Origin of the sequence: Bifidobacterium imperatoris, assembly GCF_002860405.1 — a bacterium.
In the GTDB taxonomy this organism is placed as follows: domain Bacteria; phylum Actinomycetota; class Actinomycetes; order Actinomycetales; family Bifidobacteriaceae; genus Bifidobacterium; species Bifidobacterium imperatoris.
Map to the genome: position 1 here is coordinate 187,738 of NZ_NMWV01000005.1, position 17,037 is coordinate 204,774.

The window sequence follows — 17,037 nt, forward strand, 5'->3', positions numbered from 1 at the left end:
CCCCGCGTTACCCGTAATAAAAGGAGACCAATATGACCCCCGAACTTCGCCACATGTTGCGCGACGATGACCTCAACCATGAGGAGCAGAAGCAGGTTCTGGAACTTGCCATCAAGTTCCATCATGATCGCTTCTACAAGCAGCCATTCGCCGGCCCGCAAGCCGTCGCCGTGCTGTTTGACAAGCCGTCCACCCGCACCCGTTCCAGCTTCTCCATCGGCGTGGCCGAACTGGGCGGTTATCCGCTGGTCATCGACAAGTCCGGCTCACAGCTGGGCCGTGGCGAGCCGGTGGCTGATACCGCTCGTGTACTCGATCGTATGGCATACGGTGTGGTCTGGCGTACTTTCGGCCAGGACCGAGTGGAAGAAATGGCCAAGTACTCCACTCATCCGGTGATCAACGCCCTGACCGACGACTTCCACCCCTGCCAGATCCTGGCGGACTTCCAAACCATCGCTGAACATCGCGGCGGCGTGGATAACCTGAAGAACCAGACTATCGCCTACGTGGGCGATGCCGCCAACAACATGTCCAACTCCTACCTGCTCGGCGGTGCCGTGGCTGGTATGAACGTGCGCGTAGCCGGTCCTCAAGGCTATCTGCCGCGTCCGGACATCGTCGCCGATGCCGAGCGTATCGCAGCTGAAAACGGTGGCTCCATTCTGGTCACCACTGATGCCAAGGAAGCCGTGAAGGATGCCGACTGCATCTTCACTGACACCTGGGTTTCGATGGGTGAGGAAGCCGAATACGCCATTCGTTCCAAGCCGTTCTGGAACTATCAGGTCAACGCCGAACTCATGGCGCTCGCCAAGCCGGACGCGCTGTTCCAGCACTGCCTGCCTGCTTACCGTGGCAAGGAAGTCACTGCTGAAGTGATTGACGGCCCGCAGTCTGTGGTGTGGGATGAGGCTGAGAACCGTCTGCATGCGCAGAAGGCTTTGATGACCTGGCTCGCAGGCAAGGCTCGTGGAGACGAAAGCCTGCTGGCATGAGCGATTCCTCTTCATCGTTGCAGCGGCCCGCCACCAGGGCCGCTCGACTGAGTGCCATTGAGCAGGCGCTGGCCACGCATATCGTCACATCGCAATCGCAGTTGTCCAAAATTCTGATTGATGAGGGCATTGTGGTGACTCAGGCAACGCTGAGCCGTGATCTTGACGAGATGCATGCGGTAAAAACGCGTCTTAAAGATGGCACTGTGGCATATGCGGTTGATCGAGGCGCGACCGCAGGCGAGGGAGAAGTTGTTGTAGGGGAGCGGTCCGAAGCTCAGATGGCCCGAGTGCTCAGTGGCCTGGTCACTTCGGTTGCCGCTGCTCGTAACCTCATCGTGGTGCATACGCCTTCTGGTGCCGCGCAATATGTGGCTTCCGTGGTGGATAAGCAGCCTATCGATGGTGTGCTTGGCACTATTGCCGGAGACGATACGGTGCTGGTCATCTGCACGGATGACGATACCGCAGCCGGGCGAGCCGACTGGCTCCTCGCCCTCGCCTCCAAATAATTCTCCAACACGCCCATGCATAAATATGCATAGCTCTGTATATAATTGCACTCAGTTTGTTTTTGATTGTTTAGGAAAGGGAATCAATGGCAGATAACAAGCGCATTGTTCTGGCCTATTCCGGTGGTCTCGATACCTCCGTCGCCATCTCGTACCTGAAGGAGCGCACCGGCAAGGATGTCGTCGCCGTATCCCTCGACGTCGGTCAGGGTGGAGAAAGCCTCGAGACCATCAAGCAGCGCGCTCTCGCCTGCGGTGCCGTGGAATCCTACGTGGTGGACGCTCGTGACGAGTTCGCCAACGAGTACTGCATGAAGGCCCTTAAGGCCAACGCCATGTACGAAGGCGTGTACCCGCTGGTCTCCGCCATCTCCCGCCCGCTGATCTCCAAGCACCTCGTGCGTGCCGCCCACCAGTTCGGCGCCGACACCATCTCCCACGGCTGCACCGGCAAGGGCAATGACCAGGTTCGTTTCGAGGTGTCCATCGCCGCCATCGACCCGACCCTGAAGGCCATCAGCCCGATTCGTGATCTCGCTCTGACCCGTGACGTGGAAATCGCGTTCGCCAAGGAGCACAAGCTGCCAATCACCCAGACCGAGAAGTCCCCGTACTCCATCGATCAGAACGTGTGGGGCCGCGCCATCGAGACCGGCTTCCTCGAGGATCCGTGGAACGGCCCGACCAAGGACTGCTACTCCTACACCGACGATCCGGCCTTCCCTCCGGTCGAAGATGAAGTGGTCATCGAGTTCAAGCAGGGTATTCCGGTCAAGATCGACGGCCGCGATGTCACTCCGCTTCAGGCCATCGAAGAGATGAACCGCCGCGCCGGCGCCCAGGGCATCGGCCGTATCGACCTGATTGAGGATCGTCTGGTCGGCATCAAGTCCCGCGAGCTGTACGAGGCTCCGGGTGCCGTGGCTCTGATCACCGCCCACCAGGAACTCGAAAACTGCTGCCTTGAGCGTGAACAGCACCGCATTAAGCGCGATATCGACAAGCGTTGGGCCGAGCTGGTCTACGATGCGCAGTGGTTCTCCCCGGCAACCCAGTCCCTGAACGCCTTTATCGAAGATACTCAGAAGTACGTCTCCGGTGAGATTCGCATGACCCTGCATGGTGGTCGTGCCGTGGTGACCGGTCGTCGTTCCGACTCCTCGCTGTACGATTACAAGCTCGCCACCTATGATTCTGGCGACAGCTTCGATTCCAAGTCCTCCAACGGCTTCATCGACATCTACGGCCTGCCGTCCCGTGTGGCCGCAGCCCGCGACGTGAAGTTCGGCAACGGCATCGAAGTCCCCACAAACACCGTGGAGTAATAATTACTTTTCGACGCTGCTGTGTAGCTCCCCTCATTGAGGGGAGCTTATTTGTCATATGACCCATGTTTGAACGCGCTGATACGCTTAGTGCAGCCGTTTTTGCGTATAAGGAGTGATTCATGCCTGAAAACAATGAACATCTGGCACTGTGGGGTGGCCGTTTCACCTCCGGTCCGTCCCCGGAACTGGCTCGACTGAGTAAGTCCACCCAGTTCGACTGGCGATTGGCTGATGATGATATCGCCGGTTCCCGTGCCCACGCCCGTGCACTCGGCCGCGCAGGTCTGTTGACTGCCGACGAATTGCAGCGCATGGAGGATGCGCTCGACACCCTGCAGCGCCATGTGGATGATGGCTCCTTCGCTCCAATCGAAGATGACGAGGACGAGGCCACCGCACTCGAACGTGGTCTGATTGACATTGCCGGCGACGAACTCGGCGGCAAGCTCCGTGCCGGTCGTTCCCGCAACGACCAGATCGCCTGCCTGATTCGCATGTGGCTGCGCCGCCACTCCCGCGTGATCGCCGGACTGCTACTTGACCTTGTCAACGCGCTGATCGAACAGTCCGAGAAGGCCGGACGCACCGTGATGCCGGGCCGTACCCACATGCAGCACGCCCAGCCGGTGCTGCTCGCGCACCAGTTGATGGCCCACGCATGGCCGCTCATTCGCGACGTGCAGCGCCTCATCGACTGGGACAAGCGCATCAACGCCTCCCCGTACGGTTCCGGCGCACTCGCCGGCAACACGCTTGGCCTCGATCCGGAAGCTGTGGCCCGCGAGCTTGGCTTCTCTCGCGTGACCGACAATTCCATCGACGGCACCGCAGCCCGCGATCTCGTGGCCGAATTCGCTTTCGTGGCCGCCATGACCGGCGTGGATATCTCCCGCTTGTCCGAGGAAATCATCATCTGGAACACTCAGGAATTCGCCTTCGTCAAGCTCGACGACGGCTACTCCACCGGCTCCTCCATCATGCCGCAGAAGAAGAACCCGGATATCGCCGAACTGGCCCGTGGCAAGTCCGGCCGCCTGATTGGCGACCTGACCGGTCTCTTGGCCACCCTGAAGGGCCTGCCGACCGCCTACGCCCGCGATCTGCAGGAAGACAAGGAGGCGGTCTTCGACCAGGTGGATACCCTCGAAGTGCTGCTGCCCGCCTTCACCGGCATGGTCAAAACCATGCACTTCGATGCCGAGCGTCTGGAAGAGGAAGCCCCGACCGGCTTCGCTCTGGCCACCGATATCGCCGAATGGCTGGTCAAGAACGGTGTACCGTTCCGCCACGCCCACGAGCTTTCCGGCGCCTGCGTCAAGATCGCCGAAGGCCGTGGCCAGGAACTTTGGGACCTGACCGATCAGGACTTTATCGACACCTTCGCTGCATTCCTGCCGGCCGAAAAGGCTCCGGGCGTGCGCGAAGTGCTCTCTAGCCACGGTTCCGTGGATTCCCGCAATGGCAAGGGTGGCACCGCCTATGGTCGCGTGCGCGAGCAGATTGTGGACGCCAAGGCGCAGATTGAAGAGCTGAAGCTCTTCCCGGCCTCCACGTCCGACGGTTCCGCCTACAAGGCTCCCGGCACGTTCTAATCGTTTGCCGATAGTCTTCCGGCTCCTCGCACTACAGCGGGGAGCCGTTTTTTGTATGCCGTCGTATGTCACGCGCCGCACTTACACTGAGTAATCGTAACGAACGGGAGCCGCAAGGCTGAGAGGAAGCGCCAGCTTCGACCGGGGAACTTGACGCGGGTCATGCCGCCGTAAGGAATCGTTGATTACAGATTTGTTGGGTTCGCCACAGTTCGTACGTATAACTAAGCCGTGTGCGGCTTGTGGTGTAGCCAATGCGCCATCAGCCATGCACGGTCGCATGACTGGGTTCATGAATGGGCGCACCACTTAAGGTACGGTTCGTTTCGTGCACCCTTTTTTAGTATCAGGAAGGGATGCGAATGCAGGTTAACGGAGAGCAGGTCAAGCTCGAAGCGCCGGTCAGCGTGACCGACTACTTGGAAACTCACGGTTTTCGAGCCGAGCGCGTGGCCATCGAACTCAACGGAGAGATTATTCCGCGCGAAAAGCGTGGTGAGGCCATGCTCGACGACCAGTGCGTCATGGAAATCGTCCAGTTTGTGCAAGGCGGCTGAGCACAAAGCTTCAGCGCTCTTACAAGCCAATCCAAAGAAGGAAACATCATGAATATCAATCCAGTTACCGAAGCATCCGTTGAGGCGACGCCGTTGCCGCCACAGCCCAAAGTCGTCAATCCCGTCGGTACCGCAGCGCCGATGCTGCCGGTGGAAGACAAGCCGCTCAATCTGGGAGGTCACGAATTCCAGTCCCGATTCATTCTGGGATCCGGCCGCTATGACCTGAACTTGATCAAAGCTACTGTGGAGCATGCCGGTACACAGATCGTCACGATGGCACTGCGCCGTGCGCAAACCACTGAAAACAGTGTGCTTGATTACATTCCGGAAGGCATCACGCTGCTGCCGAACACTTCCGGTGCCCGCAACGCCGAGGAAGCCGTGCGTATCGCCCGTCTGGCCCGCGAGGTTTGCCATACCGACTTCGTCAAGGTCGAAATCGAGCATGAAACCAAGTACCTCTTGCCGGATAACGCCGAAACCATCCGCGCCACTGAAATGCTGGCCAAGGAAGGTTTCGTGGTCATGCCCTACATGTTCCCCGATCCGATTGCGGCACGCCAGCTCGAAGAAGCTGGTGCCGCGGCCGTGATGCCGCTGGGCTCGCTGATTGGCTCCAACATGGGCTTGCGCATGCGCGACTTCATCGAAATCATCATCGCTAATGCGCATGTGCCGGTGATCATCGACGCTGGCATCGGTCGCCCAAGCCAGGCCTGCGATGCGATGGAAATGGGTGCCGATGCAGTCATGGCATACACTGCCGTGGCATCCGCTGGCAACATTCCACTGATGGCTGAAGCCTTCAAGAACGCCATCAACGCCGGCCGCGCCGCCTATCTCTCCGGTCTTGGCAAGGTGACCGAAGGCCAGGCCGTGCCGTCCAGCCCCACCACCGGATACCTGCACTGATATGGCACTGTCAGACGAACAAGTGGAGCGTTACGCTCGTCACCTGATTCTGAAGGGCGTGGGCGTTAAAGGTCAAAAGCGTCTACTGGCTTCCAGTGTGCTCATCATTGGTGCCGGTGGCCTCGGCTCACCAGCAGCGCTCTACCTTGCCGCTGCCGGCGTGGGTCGTATCGGTTTGGTCGACGGCGATGTGGTCGATTTGAGCAACCTGCAGCGTCAGATTATCCATACCACCGCCTCGGTTGGCACCCCCAAGGTGGAATCAGCTGCGGCATCCATTCGCGCGTTGAACCCAGACGTGCAGATTAAGACTCACCGCGAACTGGTAGATGCCAGCAATATCAGCGCACTCATCGAGCCATATGATTTGGTGATTGATGCCACGGATAATTTTGCGGCGAAATTCCTTATCAATGACGCTTGCGTGCTGGCGAATAAGCCATACATTCATGCGGGTGTTGTGGGATTCTCCGGTCAGGTCATGACCGTCGTGCCTGGCGAAGGGCCGTGCTACCGATGCATTTTCCGCGATATGCCTGCGGCCGGAGAGATCCCGACCTGCAAAGAGGCCGGTGTGCTCGGCGCCGTGGTGGGCATCATCGGCAGCATTGAAGCCACTGAAGCTGCCAAGCTCATCGTTGGAGTGGGGGAGCCGTTGATTGGCCGCATGCTCACCGTTGATGCGTTGACGATGAACATTCGCCGTGTGCCGTTGCCCAAGCATGTGCCGGATTGCCCGGTGTGTGGTGAACATCCAACCATCACGTCAATCGATCCGGCCAACTATGTTCAGCCGGCTTGTGCCATCTGAGTGCCATTGAGCACCGTTTGATAATGGTTCCGGTTCCTCTCCGGAGGAGCCGGAATGATGAAGGGGGAGTACTAGTTATGCCCATCGCATTGCATAACCATCCGGAAGCGGACGCCGAAGAACCGGTGTTCAGTCATATCACGCCGGCTGAGTTTGCGGCGCTTGATCCGGCAACAGTTACGTTGCTGGATTTGCGAGAACCAGCAGATGTGGAAGCGCATCCGATTGAAGGTGCCATCAACGCACCGCTCGACCCATTGGCGCATGTGCTCAAAAACGTACCGAAAGATCGCAAGGTCATCGTCTACTGCGCTGAAGGCTGGTGGAGCGAAGAAGTCGCTGAAATCCTTGCCGACCGTGGCTATGAAGTGGCGAGCCTTGACGGCGGATTCCATGCTTACCAGCAGTATTTGGCAGCTCAAAGGGCATAAGTCGGGCGCGTAGTTCACTGCATAATCATCCGAGCGAATGAGTTCAGGCGTTCTGCACTTGTCTTACAATCGGCAACGACGATAAGTACTAACCGAACAATTCCGAGGAGCCCGATATCGTGGGACGTCTGCTCACTCGTACGCAGATTCAACAACTGGTTGCCAAGCATGGCAGCGAAATCATCGAACATCATCACATGGAGATTGAACGCTGCTGCTATCAGCATGGCAACATCACCACATTCGCGCATTCCATCCGCGTGGCATGCTTGGCTGTATGGATGGCAGACCGTGCGCACCTGTGGCGTCGCGTAAACGTGAAATCCCTGATCCGTGCGGCGCTGCTGCATGATTATTTCCTTTACGATTGGCATGACTGGGATAACGGCACCCATCGCTGGCATGGCTTTACCCACGGCCATGCAGCGCTGGTCAATGCGCTCAAAGATTTCAAACTCAATGCCATCGAGCGCGACAGCATCGAAAAGCATATGTTCCCCATGACGCCAATCCCGCCGCGCTATATCGAAGGATATCTGGTTACGCTGGCGGATAAGATTTCCGCCACCCGAGAAACGTTCTCGATGGGCCGATTCCATAAGAAGGCATTGCCGGCCAAGCCACTCAGTGCAGCCCTGCAGCCGAGCCGCCTGCGACCGGAAATCACACAAGGCCGGTGATCCCATCGTGATGCTGTTTCTTGAATACCTGTTCCTCTGGTTTATTTTCTACAGTTTCGCCGGTTGGGTCTATGAATCGATCTTGGTTTCCATCCAGCAGCATCGCTGGGTGAACCGTGGATTCCTGAACGGTCCGCTTTGCCCAATCTATGGTACGGGCGCGGTGGCCGGCGTGGTGATTCTCGGTCACATTCATAATCCCGTGGCCTTGTTCCTGCTGGCGATGATTGGCGCATCAGTGCTTGAATACTTCACCTCATGGGCTATGGAACAACTATTCCACGCACGTTGGTGGGATTATTCGCACTTTCGGTTCAATCTCAACGGCCGCATTTGCTTGCTCGGTGCCGTGGTGTTCGGCATCGGGGGAGTGCTGATTGTGGATGTGATTCAGCCGCAGGTCGTGCGAGTAACCAATATGATTCCACTGCAAGTGATTCATGTGCTGTTCATCGTGCTGATGGCGCTGACCATTGCCGACACCATCGTCACCGTATGCGGCATTGTGAACTTCGAACAGAGCCTCGAACAGTTCAAGCTTGCTGTGGCCAAGTATGGTGATGCGGTACGCGAGAAAGTGGGAGATGCGGTATCCGGGGCCACCGATAAATTCGGCGGTATGCCATCCGTGGTCGGGCAGAAGGTCGGTGAGTCTTGGCAGAGCGGCAAGGAGATGTCTTCCGAATTTATGATGCGTGTCAAGGATGCTGCTGATTCCGTGTTCAACCGTCAGCAGCGCCGTATGATTGCGTCCTTCCCGCGATTGAAAACCACGAATAATAATGAGACGCTCCAGCAGTTGCGCGAAACCCTGGAGAAGCTGTATCGCCGCTGAGCTTAGTGATGATACTCAAGACGTTGATTCACTAAAGAAACCCGCTCCTCTGACACTGTCGGTGTGTTCTGCGAGACTTATAGACGCTTGAAAACAGAATTAAGCATCGTATATCACACAATTCGATAGGGAGAAGCTACACGCTATGGCTCACGTCACCGACTTCAAGGAAGCGGGTTTCAACACCCTGCTTGAGGAACTGGAATGGCGCGGGTTGATTTCCCAGTCCACGGACCGGGATCGACTCGCAGCGGCACTGAACGGCGAGCCGATCACCTATTACTGTGGTTTCGACCCGACCGCTGCCTCACTACATATCGGCAACCTGGTGCAACTGATTAATATGCGTCACATGCAGCTTGCAGGTCATCATCCGATTGCTTTGGTCGGTGGCGCGACTGGTTTGATTGGCGACCCGCGCCAGTCCGGCGAGCGTACGCTTAATCCGAAGGATGTTGTGGCCGGCTGGGCTGAGCGCTTGAAGAACCAGATTGGCGGCATTCTGGAAACCGAAGGTGTCAATCCGGTGCGATTCGTGTCCAACTATGATTGGACCGCGCAGATGAGCGTCATCGATTTCCTGCGTGATGTTGGCAAGAACTTCCGCCTCGGTACCATGCTCGCCAAGGATACGGTGGCACGCCGCCTCAACTCCGAGGAAGGCATTTCCTTCACCGAGTTCAGCTACCAGGTGCTGCAGGGTAACGACTTCCTGCACCTATTCGACGAATACCACTGCACGCTGGAACTTGGCGGCTCCGACCAGTGGGGCAATCTGACCTCCGGCCTTGATCTGATTCATAAGGTGCGTGGCGTGGATGTGAACGTGTTCACCAGCCCGATTATCACCGATGCACAGGGCAAGAAGTTCGGCAAGTCCGAAGGCAACGCTGTGTGGCTGGATGCCACGATGCTCAGCCCCTACAAGTTCTACCAGTTCTGGATTAACCGCCCGGATGTGGAGATGGAGAGCTTGTTGAAGGCCTTCACCTTCCTGCCGAAGGCAGAGATTGAACGCCTGGTGGAGGAATCCAAGACCAACCCAGGCAAGCGCGAAGCGCAGAAGGCGCTTGCTTGGGAAGTCACCAGCTTTGTGCATGGTGAGGCTGCAACCCAGGCCGCTATTGATGCTTCTGGTGCTCTGTTCGGACGCGGCGGCAATCTTGAGGATATTGACGAAGAGACGCTTGAATCCGTACTGGATGGTTTCAAGGTCGTTGATGAAAATGGCGAGCATGTGTTCCCGGTTGCCAAGCCTGGCGATCGTGTGATTGATGCCGCTCAGGCAGCCGGCTTGTTCAAGTCTGGTTCCGAGGCCCGCCGCGCCATCAAGTCCGGTGGCGTGTACCTCAACAACAATCGTATCGAGGATGAGGAGCAGGTACTCGGCGAGGATGATTTCCTCGCAGGTCGCTTCGCTCTGATTCGTCGTGGCAAGAAGGCGCTCGGCGCCGTGGAAAACCGTTAAGTATAAGGATTAAGGAAAAGTAGATGGCAGAAGGTAACGAGCGTTCCGGCAAGTCTTACGGCGGCCATAAGTCCTATGGCGACCGTCGCCCCTCCAACCGTGGCGGCAAGGGTTTCAAGCCGCGTGGCAAGGGTGGTTTCAAGCCTCGCCGTGATGGTGAGGGTTTCAAGCCGCGTCATCGTGATGGCGAGGGCTATGCACCTCGCCGTGATGGTGAAGGCAACGAAAACGGTGGTTTCCGTAAGTCCTATGGCAAGTCCGGTGGCTTCCACAAGGGCGGCTTCCGCAAGGATGGCGAGCGTGGCGGTTTCCGCCGCGATGGTTTCCACAAGGGTGGTCCGCGCCGCGACGGTGGTTTCAAGCCTCGCCGTGATGGCGAGGCCGGCGAGAACCCGCGTTACCAGCACAATGACGGTGAGCGCCGCGATTTCCGTCGCGACAACGATCGTCGTGATTTCCATCGCGATGGCGACCGTCGCAACTTCCGCCGTGATGGCGAGCGTGGCGGTTTCCGCCGCGATGACCGCCGCGATAATGATCGTCGTGATTTCCATCGCGACGGTGAGCGTCGTAACTTCCGCCGTGACGATGACCGTCGTGATAACCGTGGCTTCAACCGCGATGGTGGTGAGCGCCGCGACTTCCATCATGATAAGCGCGATAATCGCGGTGGCTTCCGCCGCGACAATGATCGCAAGGACTTCCGCCGCGATGATCGCCGTGATGGCGAGCGTCGTGAATTCAACGCCGAGGAGAAGCGCGAGTACCGCGAGAACAAGCGCAGCGAATACATGAGCCGTCCGCGCCGTAACTCCGACGGCACGATGAGCTTCCCCTCCCAGAACCCGTACACGGCCCGTCGCCCCGACGAGCCGCGCATGCCGAAGGGCATGGAATGGTCCATGCTTTCCAAGGACGAGCGCGAACGTCTGCGCGGCCTGTCCAAGGAGCACGCCGAGAACATCGGTCTGCATATTCTGGCTGCCTACGCGCTGGAGGAGAAGGATCCGGATCTGGCTCTTGAGCATGCCAAGTGGGTGGCCCGTCAGGCTTCCCGCATCGACTTCGCTCGTGAGACGCTGGCTTTCGTGGCTTACCGTCAGGGCAACTACAAGCTGGCTCTGCGTGAGTTCCGCACTGCTTACCGCATGAACGGCTTCCAGGATTACCTGCCGTTCATTGCCGACTGCGAACGCGGTGTTGGCAACCCGAAGAAGGCTGTGGAAATCGCCCAGTCCGAGGAAGGCAAGCAGCTGCACGGCGCTCCTAAGGTGGAAATGTTCCTGGTGTACGCCGGCGCTTTGGGTGACTTGGAACTGTGGGATAAGGCCATCGAAGTGGTTCACACCGTAGGCCGTTCCCAGGGTCTGCCGGGTGAATACCGCATGCGTGCCATTCAGGCTGAGCAATACTTCCTTGAGGAGGCTGGCCGCAGCGGTGAAGCTGAGAAGCTTGACGACGTGCTCGACCGTTTGGAAGAGCAGTACGCTGACGAAGACCTCGACGAGAACAGCGAAGACGTGGTCATCGACCACGATCTTGAAGAGTTGACCGACGATTCCGAAGTACTCGAGCAGCTGGGCATTGATCCGGCCGACGCTCAGTACGCTCCAGAATTGGAGCCGGAAGAAGCAGAGGAATCCGATGACGATTCCGCAGAATCCGAGTCTGTCGACACCGTGGATGACTCCGAAGAGGCCGACAACGCAGAAGACAAGTCCGAAGACGAGTCTGAAAACGCTGATGAACAGTCGGAATCCAATGATTCCGAAGATTCTGACGAATCCAACGAGGAGTGACCAAGCAAGTATGACCCGATTCCTCAAAGGAACCAGTCGCAGCCTTGCCGAGACCTATCAGCTTGCGCTGCTTGATCTCGATGGTGTGGTGTATCGAGGCAAGAATCCAGTCGAGTATGCGGCCGAATCCATTCAGGCCGCAGAACATGCTGGCATGACCATCGAATACACCACCAATAATTCCTCGCGATTCCAGCATGTGGTAGCCGATCAGCTCAAGGGCTTCGGCCTGAACGTGGAGCCTTGGCAGGTCATCACCTCATCGGTGGTTGCCGCACGCATGGTAGCCAAGGCTCTGCCGGCTGGCGCCCGCGTTCAGGTATTGGGTGCTGACCATTTGCGTGAAGAAGTCAAGCGTAACGGTTTGACCATCGTGGAAGGTCCTACCGACCATCCTCAGGCCGTCATCCAAGGCTGGTATCCGCAGATGACGTGGCAGATGATGGCGGACGTCGCTTTCGCGGTCGAAGCCGGAGCCACGTATTTCGTCACGAATCGGGACCTGACCATTCCGCGTGAGCTGGGCATCGCACCCGGTTGTGGTTCGATGATTAAGGCCGTCATTGCAGCTACTGGTGTTGAACCAGTGGCTTCGGCTGGCAAGCCGGAAGCCTACATGTATGATGAGGCTCGCGAGCTGAACGCCGCCGAAGGTCATGATCTGGTTCCTAAGGAATCCTCCATCGCCATTGGTGATCGCCTGGATACTGATATCGAAGCAGGCAACCGTGGCGGCTACGATTCGTTGGCCGTGCTGACCGGAGTCACCAATCCTACGGAACTGATGCTCGCTCCCGCGCATTTGCGGCCGACGTTCATTGCCAAAGACCTGCGTGAACTAGCCAACGCACAACCCGAGCCGGTTCGAGCAGAAGACGGTACTTGGCAATGCCGCAATGCCAGCGCATGGTATGAGAACGGCACTGTACAGGTGAGCGATGCCGGCAGCATCGATGGTCTGCGCGCTGCAGTATGCGCGGCTTGGGAAGCTGCGGATAAGGGCGCTGACCTGAGCGAACATAACGTGCCTGTATTCGCACTCTGACCGGGGCTCTTATACAGGAATACGGAGCAACAATGAGTGATAGCAACGCCGACCATTCGCCAATCACCGAACGCTATCCTGAGCTTGCCGATCTTGACCATAAAGACAACGACGGCAAGCTCCAGGCGTTTCGCGATGTGCTTTCGGCGTTGCAGCACGAGCTCGACACCAGCCGGCAGTAGGAGCATCCATGCCTCAACCAGAACTTGACCCATCCACCCCGCTTGATCGACTCGATATGATGCTGGTGGCCGCAGGGCTCGTTGAATCGCGAGCCAAAGCTCAGCGACTTATCAAAGCGGGCCATGTGCGCGTCGATGGCCAGACCGTCACCAAACCGTCTTATATGGTCAAAGCCGGGCACAGCGAGCTCGCCGTGGACAAGGGCGACGATTACGTTTCCCGCGGCGCATACAAGCTGCTCGGCGCATTCGGCGCATTCGCGGATGCCGGTCTCACATCACCGCGTGATCTGCATTGTTTGGATATCGGTGCCTCTACTGGCGGTTTCACTGATGTGCTGCTGCGTAGGGGAGCAGCACAGGTCGTAGCATTGGACGTGGGCCACGGGCAGCTTGATCCGCGCATCGCCGGCGATGAACGAGTCATCGAAATGAGTGGAATCAATATTCGCGAAGTCGAGGCTGAAGACCTGCCATACACTCCGCAAATGATTGTTTCCGATGTCTCATTCATTTCACTGACCTATGTGATTCCGGTGATTGAACGCATCACCCAGCCGGGTGCGCAGATTGTATTGCTGGTGAAACCTCAGTTCGAAGTAGGCCGTTCAGGCCTCGGCAAGAACGGCATCGTTGAGGATCCGGCATTGCGGGCGCAGGCGCTGCAAACCGTGGTCGATTGCGCGTCCCAACATCATCTTCAGGTGAAAGCCACAGCAGACAGTCCGATTGAAGGCACACACGGTAACGCGGAATATTTGCTTTACGCAGTGCGCAAATGAATACGCTGGCAGTTGCCTGCCAGCAGTAGCACATTTGACGTGCGGTCAAGACCCAAAGTGGTGGAGCATATGACGTTTTGCACAGCGCTGCCATCACGTAAGGCTGCCGTATCTGCATGCAAAGTTTGGCAGGTGAGTTTATGTGCGTCCACTTCCTGAGCATGAATGTTGCTGACATTGCTGCGTTCCTGATAGTTCGTCATACCGAAACGCGAATACATGGTGCTGCATAATGGTTGCATCAACAGGGTGCGCCCGTAAATCGAATTGCCTTGAACCACGCCGTTCAAATGCACACTGTCTGCGTTGATGCGGTGAATATTGCTGAGTTTTCCGGTAACCGTTAGATCTCCTGAACAGCGGATATTACCTTCGGAATACAAGGATCCAATCAATTCGATGCTGTCGCATATCAGATTGCCTTTGACCTCCAATGTTCCACAGCCGCTGATGCTGGTTACTCGAATTGTGCCCGAACATCGTACGGTGCCGTTATTGATAATGAGACGCTCGCCGGTAATGAGTTTGGCCTGCAATGTACCTTCCACCATTGTGGTGTGGAAGTGAACACCATTGGCGAATATAGTGTCTTGATCAACATCGATAAGGTCATAGTCGCCACTATGCACCACCGAGGCGCCCGTATCTTCTGTGTACATCGTTGTACCCCCTTTGCTTGGGTCCTGCGGCTCAGCTTACGCACAAAACTACGTAGTTGAGTCAGCAATGTTCACAAAATAGGGGGTATTGATGAAAGAAAAATAGGGGGTACTATCCGCGAATGAAATGATCGATCTGTTCCTGCTTGCCCATGATGATGAGTTCATCATTACGATGCATGACCAGTTCGCGCGAACCATACTGGAATTCTTTGCCGGGCGCTTTAATACCCACTACGGTCACACCGTATTTATCGTGAACCTGAACGTCTTCAATGGAGCGACCAACGGCATAAAGCGGAGTATGGATTTTAACAACCGTGTAAGGGCCATCGATTTCGATGTAATCCAGATAATTACCGGCCACCAGATGTCCCACGCGCTTGCCGGCATCGGTTTCCGCGTTGATGATATGGCGAGCACCGATACGCTGCAGGATACGCGCATGCTCTTGGGAAACGGACTTGGCCCACAAGTCGGAGATGCCAGCGTCCAACAAGTTACCGGTAATGATTACCGAAGCCTCGATACTATCGCCGATGGCAACGACTGCCGTATCGAACTGGGAGGCGTCGATTTGCTCGATGGCCATCACATCGGTCATATCAGCCTGAATTGTTGGCAGATGAGCGGACCAGCGTGCCACGATTTCGGGGTTCTTATCCACAGCCAGAACGTCCTGGCCCATTGCGTCGAGTGTGGAGGCCACCGATCCGCCGAATCGTCCGAGACCGATGACCAGCACGCTTTTGCTGCCGCTTGGTTTGGATGCCATAATGAACCTCCTCAATATGATTCCGTTGAATCCAAGAGTAATGGGCCGAGCGAATCAGCCAACGATGATGTTTTCCTGTGGGTAGCGAATAGGCTCAGGTGCCATAGGCCTGCTGATTGAATAGGCGATGGTTAACGGGCCAAGACGCCCGACAATCATTTCGGCGGCGAGAATGAACAGGCATGCCGGATTGCCGGCGTTCGCCACTCCTACCGAATAGCCTCCGAGCGAGAACGCGGAGCAGGCTTCGAACATGGCATCCACGAAGTTGCAACCGGTCACGAACATAAGTGACACGGCTCCGACGAACACCAGGAAGAAGCATGCGGTGGTTACCGAAACAGCCGTCATCTGAATGCGGCGGGGGATACGACGGCGGAAAATCGTCACGTCACGGTGACCGGTAAAGGAGGCGGCGCAAATCAGTACGATAACGGCGAATGTGGTGACGCGGATACCACCTGCAGTGGAGGAAGAACCGGCGCCGATGAACATCAGCAAACTCATGAACGCCTTGGTTTCATTCGAGACTTCCGGAACCCAGGAAATATCGAAACCAGCCGATCGCGGCATAACGGCCGCGGAAAGTGCGCGGCGTAGTTTCATACTGGGATCGTCGGCCGGGAACAATCCGGTGTTGCCCCATTCGACCAGCAGGAACCAGACGAGCGACGTGACTACTAGAATGGCCGTGGTCACCAGCGTCAACTTGGTGTGCAATGTCCAACGTTTCGGGCTGAGCTTTTTGCGCGCGCATTGGACCACGTTCAACACCACGGGGAAGCCGAGCGTACCGATGAATGCACTCATCAGAATCGGCAGGCCAACGCCCCAACGATTGATATGCAAACCGGTGGCATCCGGAGTGAAGCCGGTGTTGTTATAGGCGGAAACCGCATAGAACAATGCCTGCCATAGCGTGCGGCCGAAATCGCCGTGGTTCACGCGGAACAGTTCAGGCAGCAACAATGCGAACGTCAGGCTTTCCGCAATGGCGAACGTGGCGAACACCACGGACAATACGCTTTTGATTTCGGAAAGTTTAGTGGTTCCCAATTCGCTGGCGGTCAGCATACGTTGGGAGACTTTGAGACGGCGGGAAGCTCCCAATGCCACCATCGAAGCGAACGTCATTACGCCAAGGCCGCCGAACTGGATGGAGAACAGGATGACCACCTGGCCGAACATCGACCAGTACTGAGCGGTGTTCACCACGGGAATGCCGCAGGTGGATAAGGCGGAAACGGCGGTGAAAAAAGCTACCGGGAAATTGGTGAATACCCAATCATGCGTGGAAAATGGCAGCAGCAGCAGAATGGTGACGAGGACGATGAGCACCAGAAAGTAAAGAATCGAAAGTCGGCCAGGATGGCTGAGCAGGCGATCGGTGAGTCCAATGCGTCGGATGCGGCGTGCGGAACGAGCCTCATCCTTGGCTTTGACCGCAGCCTTATCATTCGGTTCATCATTCGAGAACCACCAGGATAATCCTTTGGAATCCTGTTGGTTGAGGAAGGATTCATCGAAGTCGTTAGGCATGGTTCCTGTGCTTCCTCAAACTCTGTGATTACGTCTGTCTATTGGCCTGCCCGTGTGTTCCACGGACGAAAGCCATTGTATGCCGTTGCTCTACGATAATCGACTCCGTGGAATTCCGTGCTTGTTGTT

General features: G+C 57.0%; 18 protein-coding genes and 1 riboswitch. Of the genes, 15 read left to right on the forward strand and 3 right to left on the reverse strand.

From position 1 onward, the window contains the following. Window positions 1-32: 32 nt before the first annotated feature. From argF to Tam1G_RS02020, 15 genes are all read left to right on the forward strand, one after another. Complete coding sequence (gene argF, locus Tam1G_RS01955) at window positions 33-998, forward strand: ornithine carbamoyltransferase (protein WP_101625260.1); 966 nt, start codon at window positions 33-35, stop codon at window positions 996-998. Further along, complete coding sequence (locus Tam1G_RS01960; protein ID WP_101625261.1) at window positions 995-1,510, forward strand: arginine repressor; 516 nt, start codon at window positions 995-997, stop codon at window positions 1,508-1,510. The genes argF and Tam1G_RS01960 overlap by 4 nt, the downstream gene beginning before the upstream one ends. 86 nt (window positions 1,511-1,596) lie before the next feature. After that, window positions 1,597-2,835 (forward strand): argininosuccinate synthase, encoded by a 1,239-nt coding sequence (locus Tam1G_RS01965; RefSeq protein ID WP_033890316.1) that lies wholly within the window; start codon window positions 1,597-1,599, stop codon window positions 2,833-2,835. A gap of 122 nt (window positions 2,836-2,957) precedes the next feature. Then, window positions 2,958-4,430 (forward strand): argininosuccinate lyase, encoded by a 1,473-nt coding sequence (gene argH / locus Tam1G_RS01970; protein WP_101625262.1) that lies wholly within the window; start codon window positions 2,958-2,960, stop codon window positions 4,428-4,430. Window positions 4,431-4,523: 93 nt separating this feature from the next. Then, window positions 4,524-4,625, forward strand: a riboswitch (TPP riboswitch). A 167-nt stretch (window positions 4,626-4,792) separates the two neighbouring features. Beyond that, the gene (gene thiS, locus Tam1G_RS01975; protein ID WP_101625263.1) at window positions 4,793-4,987 is read left to right on the forward strand and encodes a sulfur carrier protein ThiS; all 195 of its coding nucleotides are present in this window, start codon (window positions 4,793-4,795) and stop codon (window positions 4,985-4,987) included. Window positions 4,988-5,032: 45 nt separating this feature from the next. Further along, window positions 5,033-5,902, forward strand: coding sequence for a thiazole synthase (locus Tam1G_RS01980; protein ID WP_101625264.1), 870 nt, complete (start codon window positions 5,033-5,035; stop codon window positions 5,900-5,902). Between the two features lies 1 nt (window position 5,903). Next, a complete protein-coding gene (thiF, locus tag Tam1G_RS01985; protein WP_033890321.1) occupies window positions 5,904-6,713 on the forward strand; it encodes a thiazole biosynthesis adenylyltransferase ThiF in 810 nt (269 codons plus the stop codon). Window positions 6,714-6,790: 77 nt separating this feature from the next. After that, window positions 6,791-7,144, forward strand: a complete 354-nt coding sequence (locus tag Tam1G_RS01990) for a rhodanese-like domain-containing protein (RefSeq protein ID WP_033890322.1) — start codon at window positions 6,791-6,793, stop codon at window positions 7,142-7,144. 119 nt (window positions 7,145-7,263) lie between these two features. Beyond that, complete coding sequence (locus Tam1G_RS01995; RefSeq protein ID WP_101625265.1) at window positions 7,264-7,824, forward strand: HD domain-containing protein; 561 nt, start codon at window positions 7,264-7,266, stop codon at window positions 7,822-7,824. Window positions 7,825-7,834: 10 nt separating this feature from the next. Further along, entirely contained in the window at window positions 7,835-8,659 is an 825-nt protein-coding gene (locus tag Tam1G_RS02000) for a putative ABC transporter permease (RefSeq protein WP_033890323.1), read from the forward strand. A gap of 145 nt (window positions 8,660-8,804) precedes the next feature. Next, complete coding sequence (gene tyrS / locus Tam1G_RS02005) at window positions 8,805-10,127, forward strand: tyrosine--tRNA ligase (RefSeq protein ID WP_033890324.1); 1,323 nt, start codon at window positions 8,805-8,807, stop codon at window positions 10,125-10,127. Between the two features lie 23 nt (window positions 10,128-10,150). After that, window positions 10,151-11,926 carry a hypothetical protein gene (locus Tam1G_RS02010; protein WP_033890325.1) on the forward strand — a complete coding sequence of 592 codons (1,776 nt, stop codon included), beginning with the start codon at window positions 10,151-10,153 and terminating at the stop codon, window positions 11,924-11,926. A 10-nt stretch (window positions 11,927-11,936) separates the two neighbouring features. Then, on the forward strand, window positions 11,937-12,971 hold the full coding sequence (locus Tam1G_RS02015; RefSeq protein ID WP_033890326.1) for an HAD-IIA family hydrolase: 1,035 nt from the start codon (window positions 11,937-11,939) through the stop codon (window positions 12,969-12,971). Between the two features lie 32 nt (window positions 12,972-13,003). Continuing rightward, entirely contained in the window at window positions 13,004-13,153 is a 150-nt protein-coding gene (locus tag Tam1G_RS11585) for a hypothetical protein (protein WP_162832212.1), read from the forward strand. 8 nt (window positions 13,154-13,161) lie between these two features. After that, window positions 13,162-13,935 (forward strand): TlyA family RNA methyltransferase, encoded by a 774-nt coding sequence (locus Tam1G_RS02020; protein ID WP_033890327.1) that lies wholly within the window; start codon window positions 13,162-13,164, stop codon window positions 13,933-13,935. Here the strand turns inward: Tam1G_RS02020 and Tam1G_RS02025 are convergent. The 3 genes from Tam1G_RS02025 to Tam1G_RS02035 form a co-directional block, all read right to left on the reverse strand. Continuing rightward, complete coding sequence (locus Tam1G_RS02025) at window positions 13,917-14,594, reverse strand: bactofilin family protein (protein ID WP_033890328.1); 678 nt, start codon at window positions 14,592-14,594, stop codon at window positions 13,917-13,919. The two genes, Tam1G_RS02020 and Tam1G_RS02025, sit on opposite strands and share 19 nt — an antisense overlap. A gap of 112 nt (window positions 14,595-14,706) precedes the next feature. Continuing rightward, window positions 14,707-15,369, reverse strand: coding sequence for a potassium channel family protein (locus Tam1G_RS02030; RefSeq protein WP_033890329.1), 663 nt, complete (start codon window positions 15,367-15,369; stop codon window positions 14,707-14,709). A gap of 54 nt (window positions 15,370-15,423) precedes the next feature. Then, a complete protein-coding gene (locus tag Tam1G_RS02035) occupies window positions 15,424-16,908 on the reverse strand; it encodes a TrkH family potassium uptake protein (protein WP_033890331.1) in 1,485 nt (494 codons plus the stop codon). Window positions 16,909-17,037 lie beyond the last annotated feature (129 nt).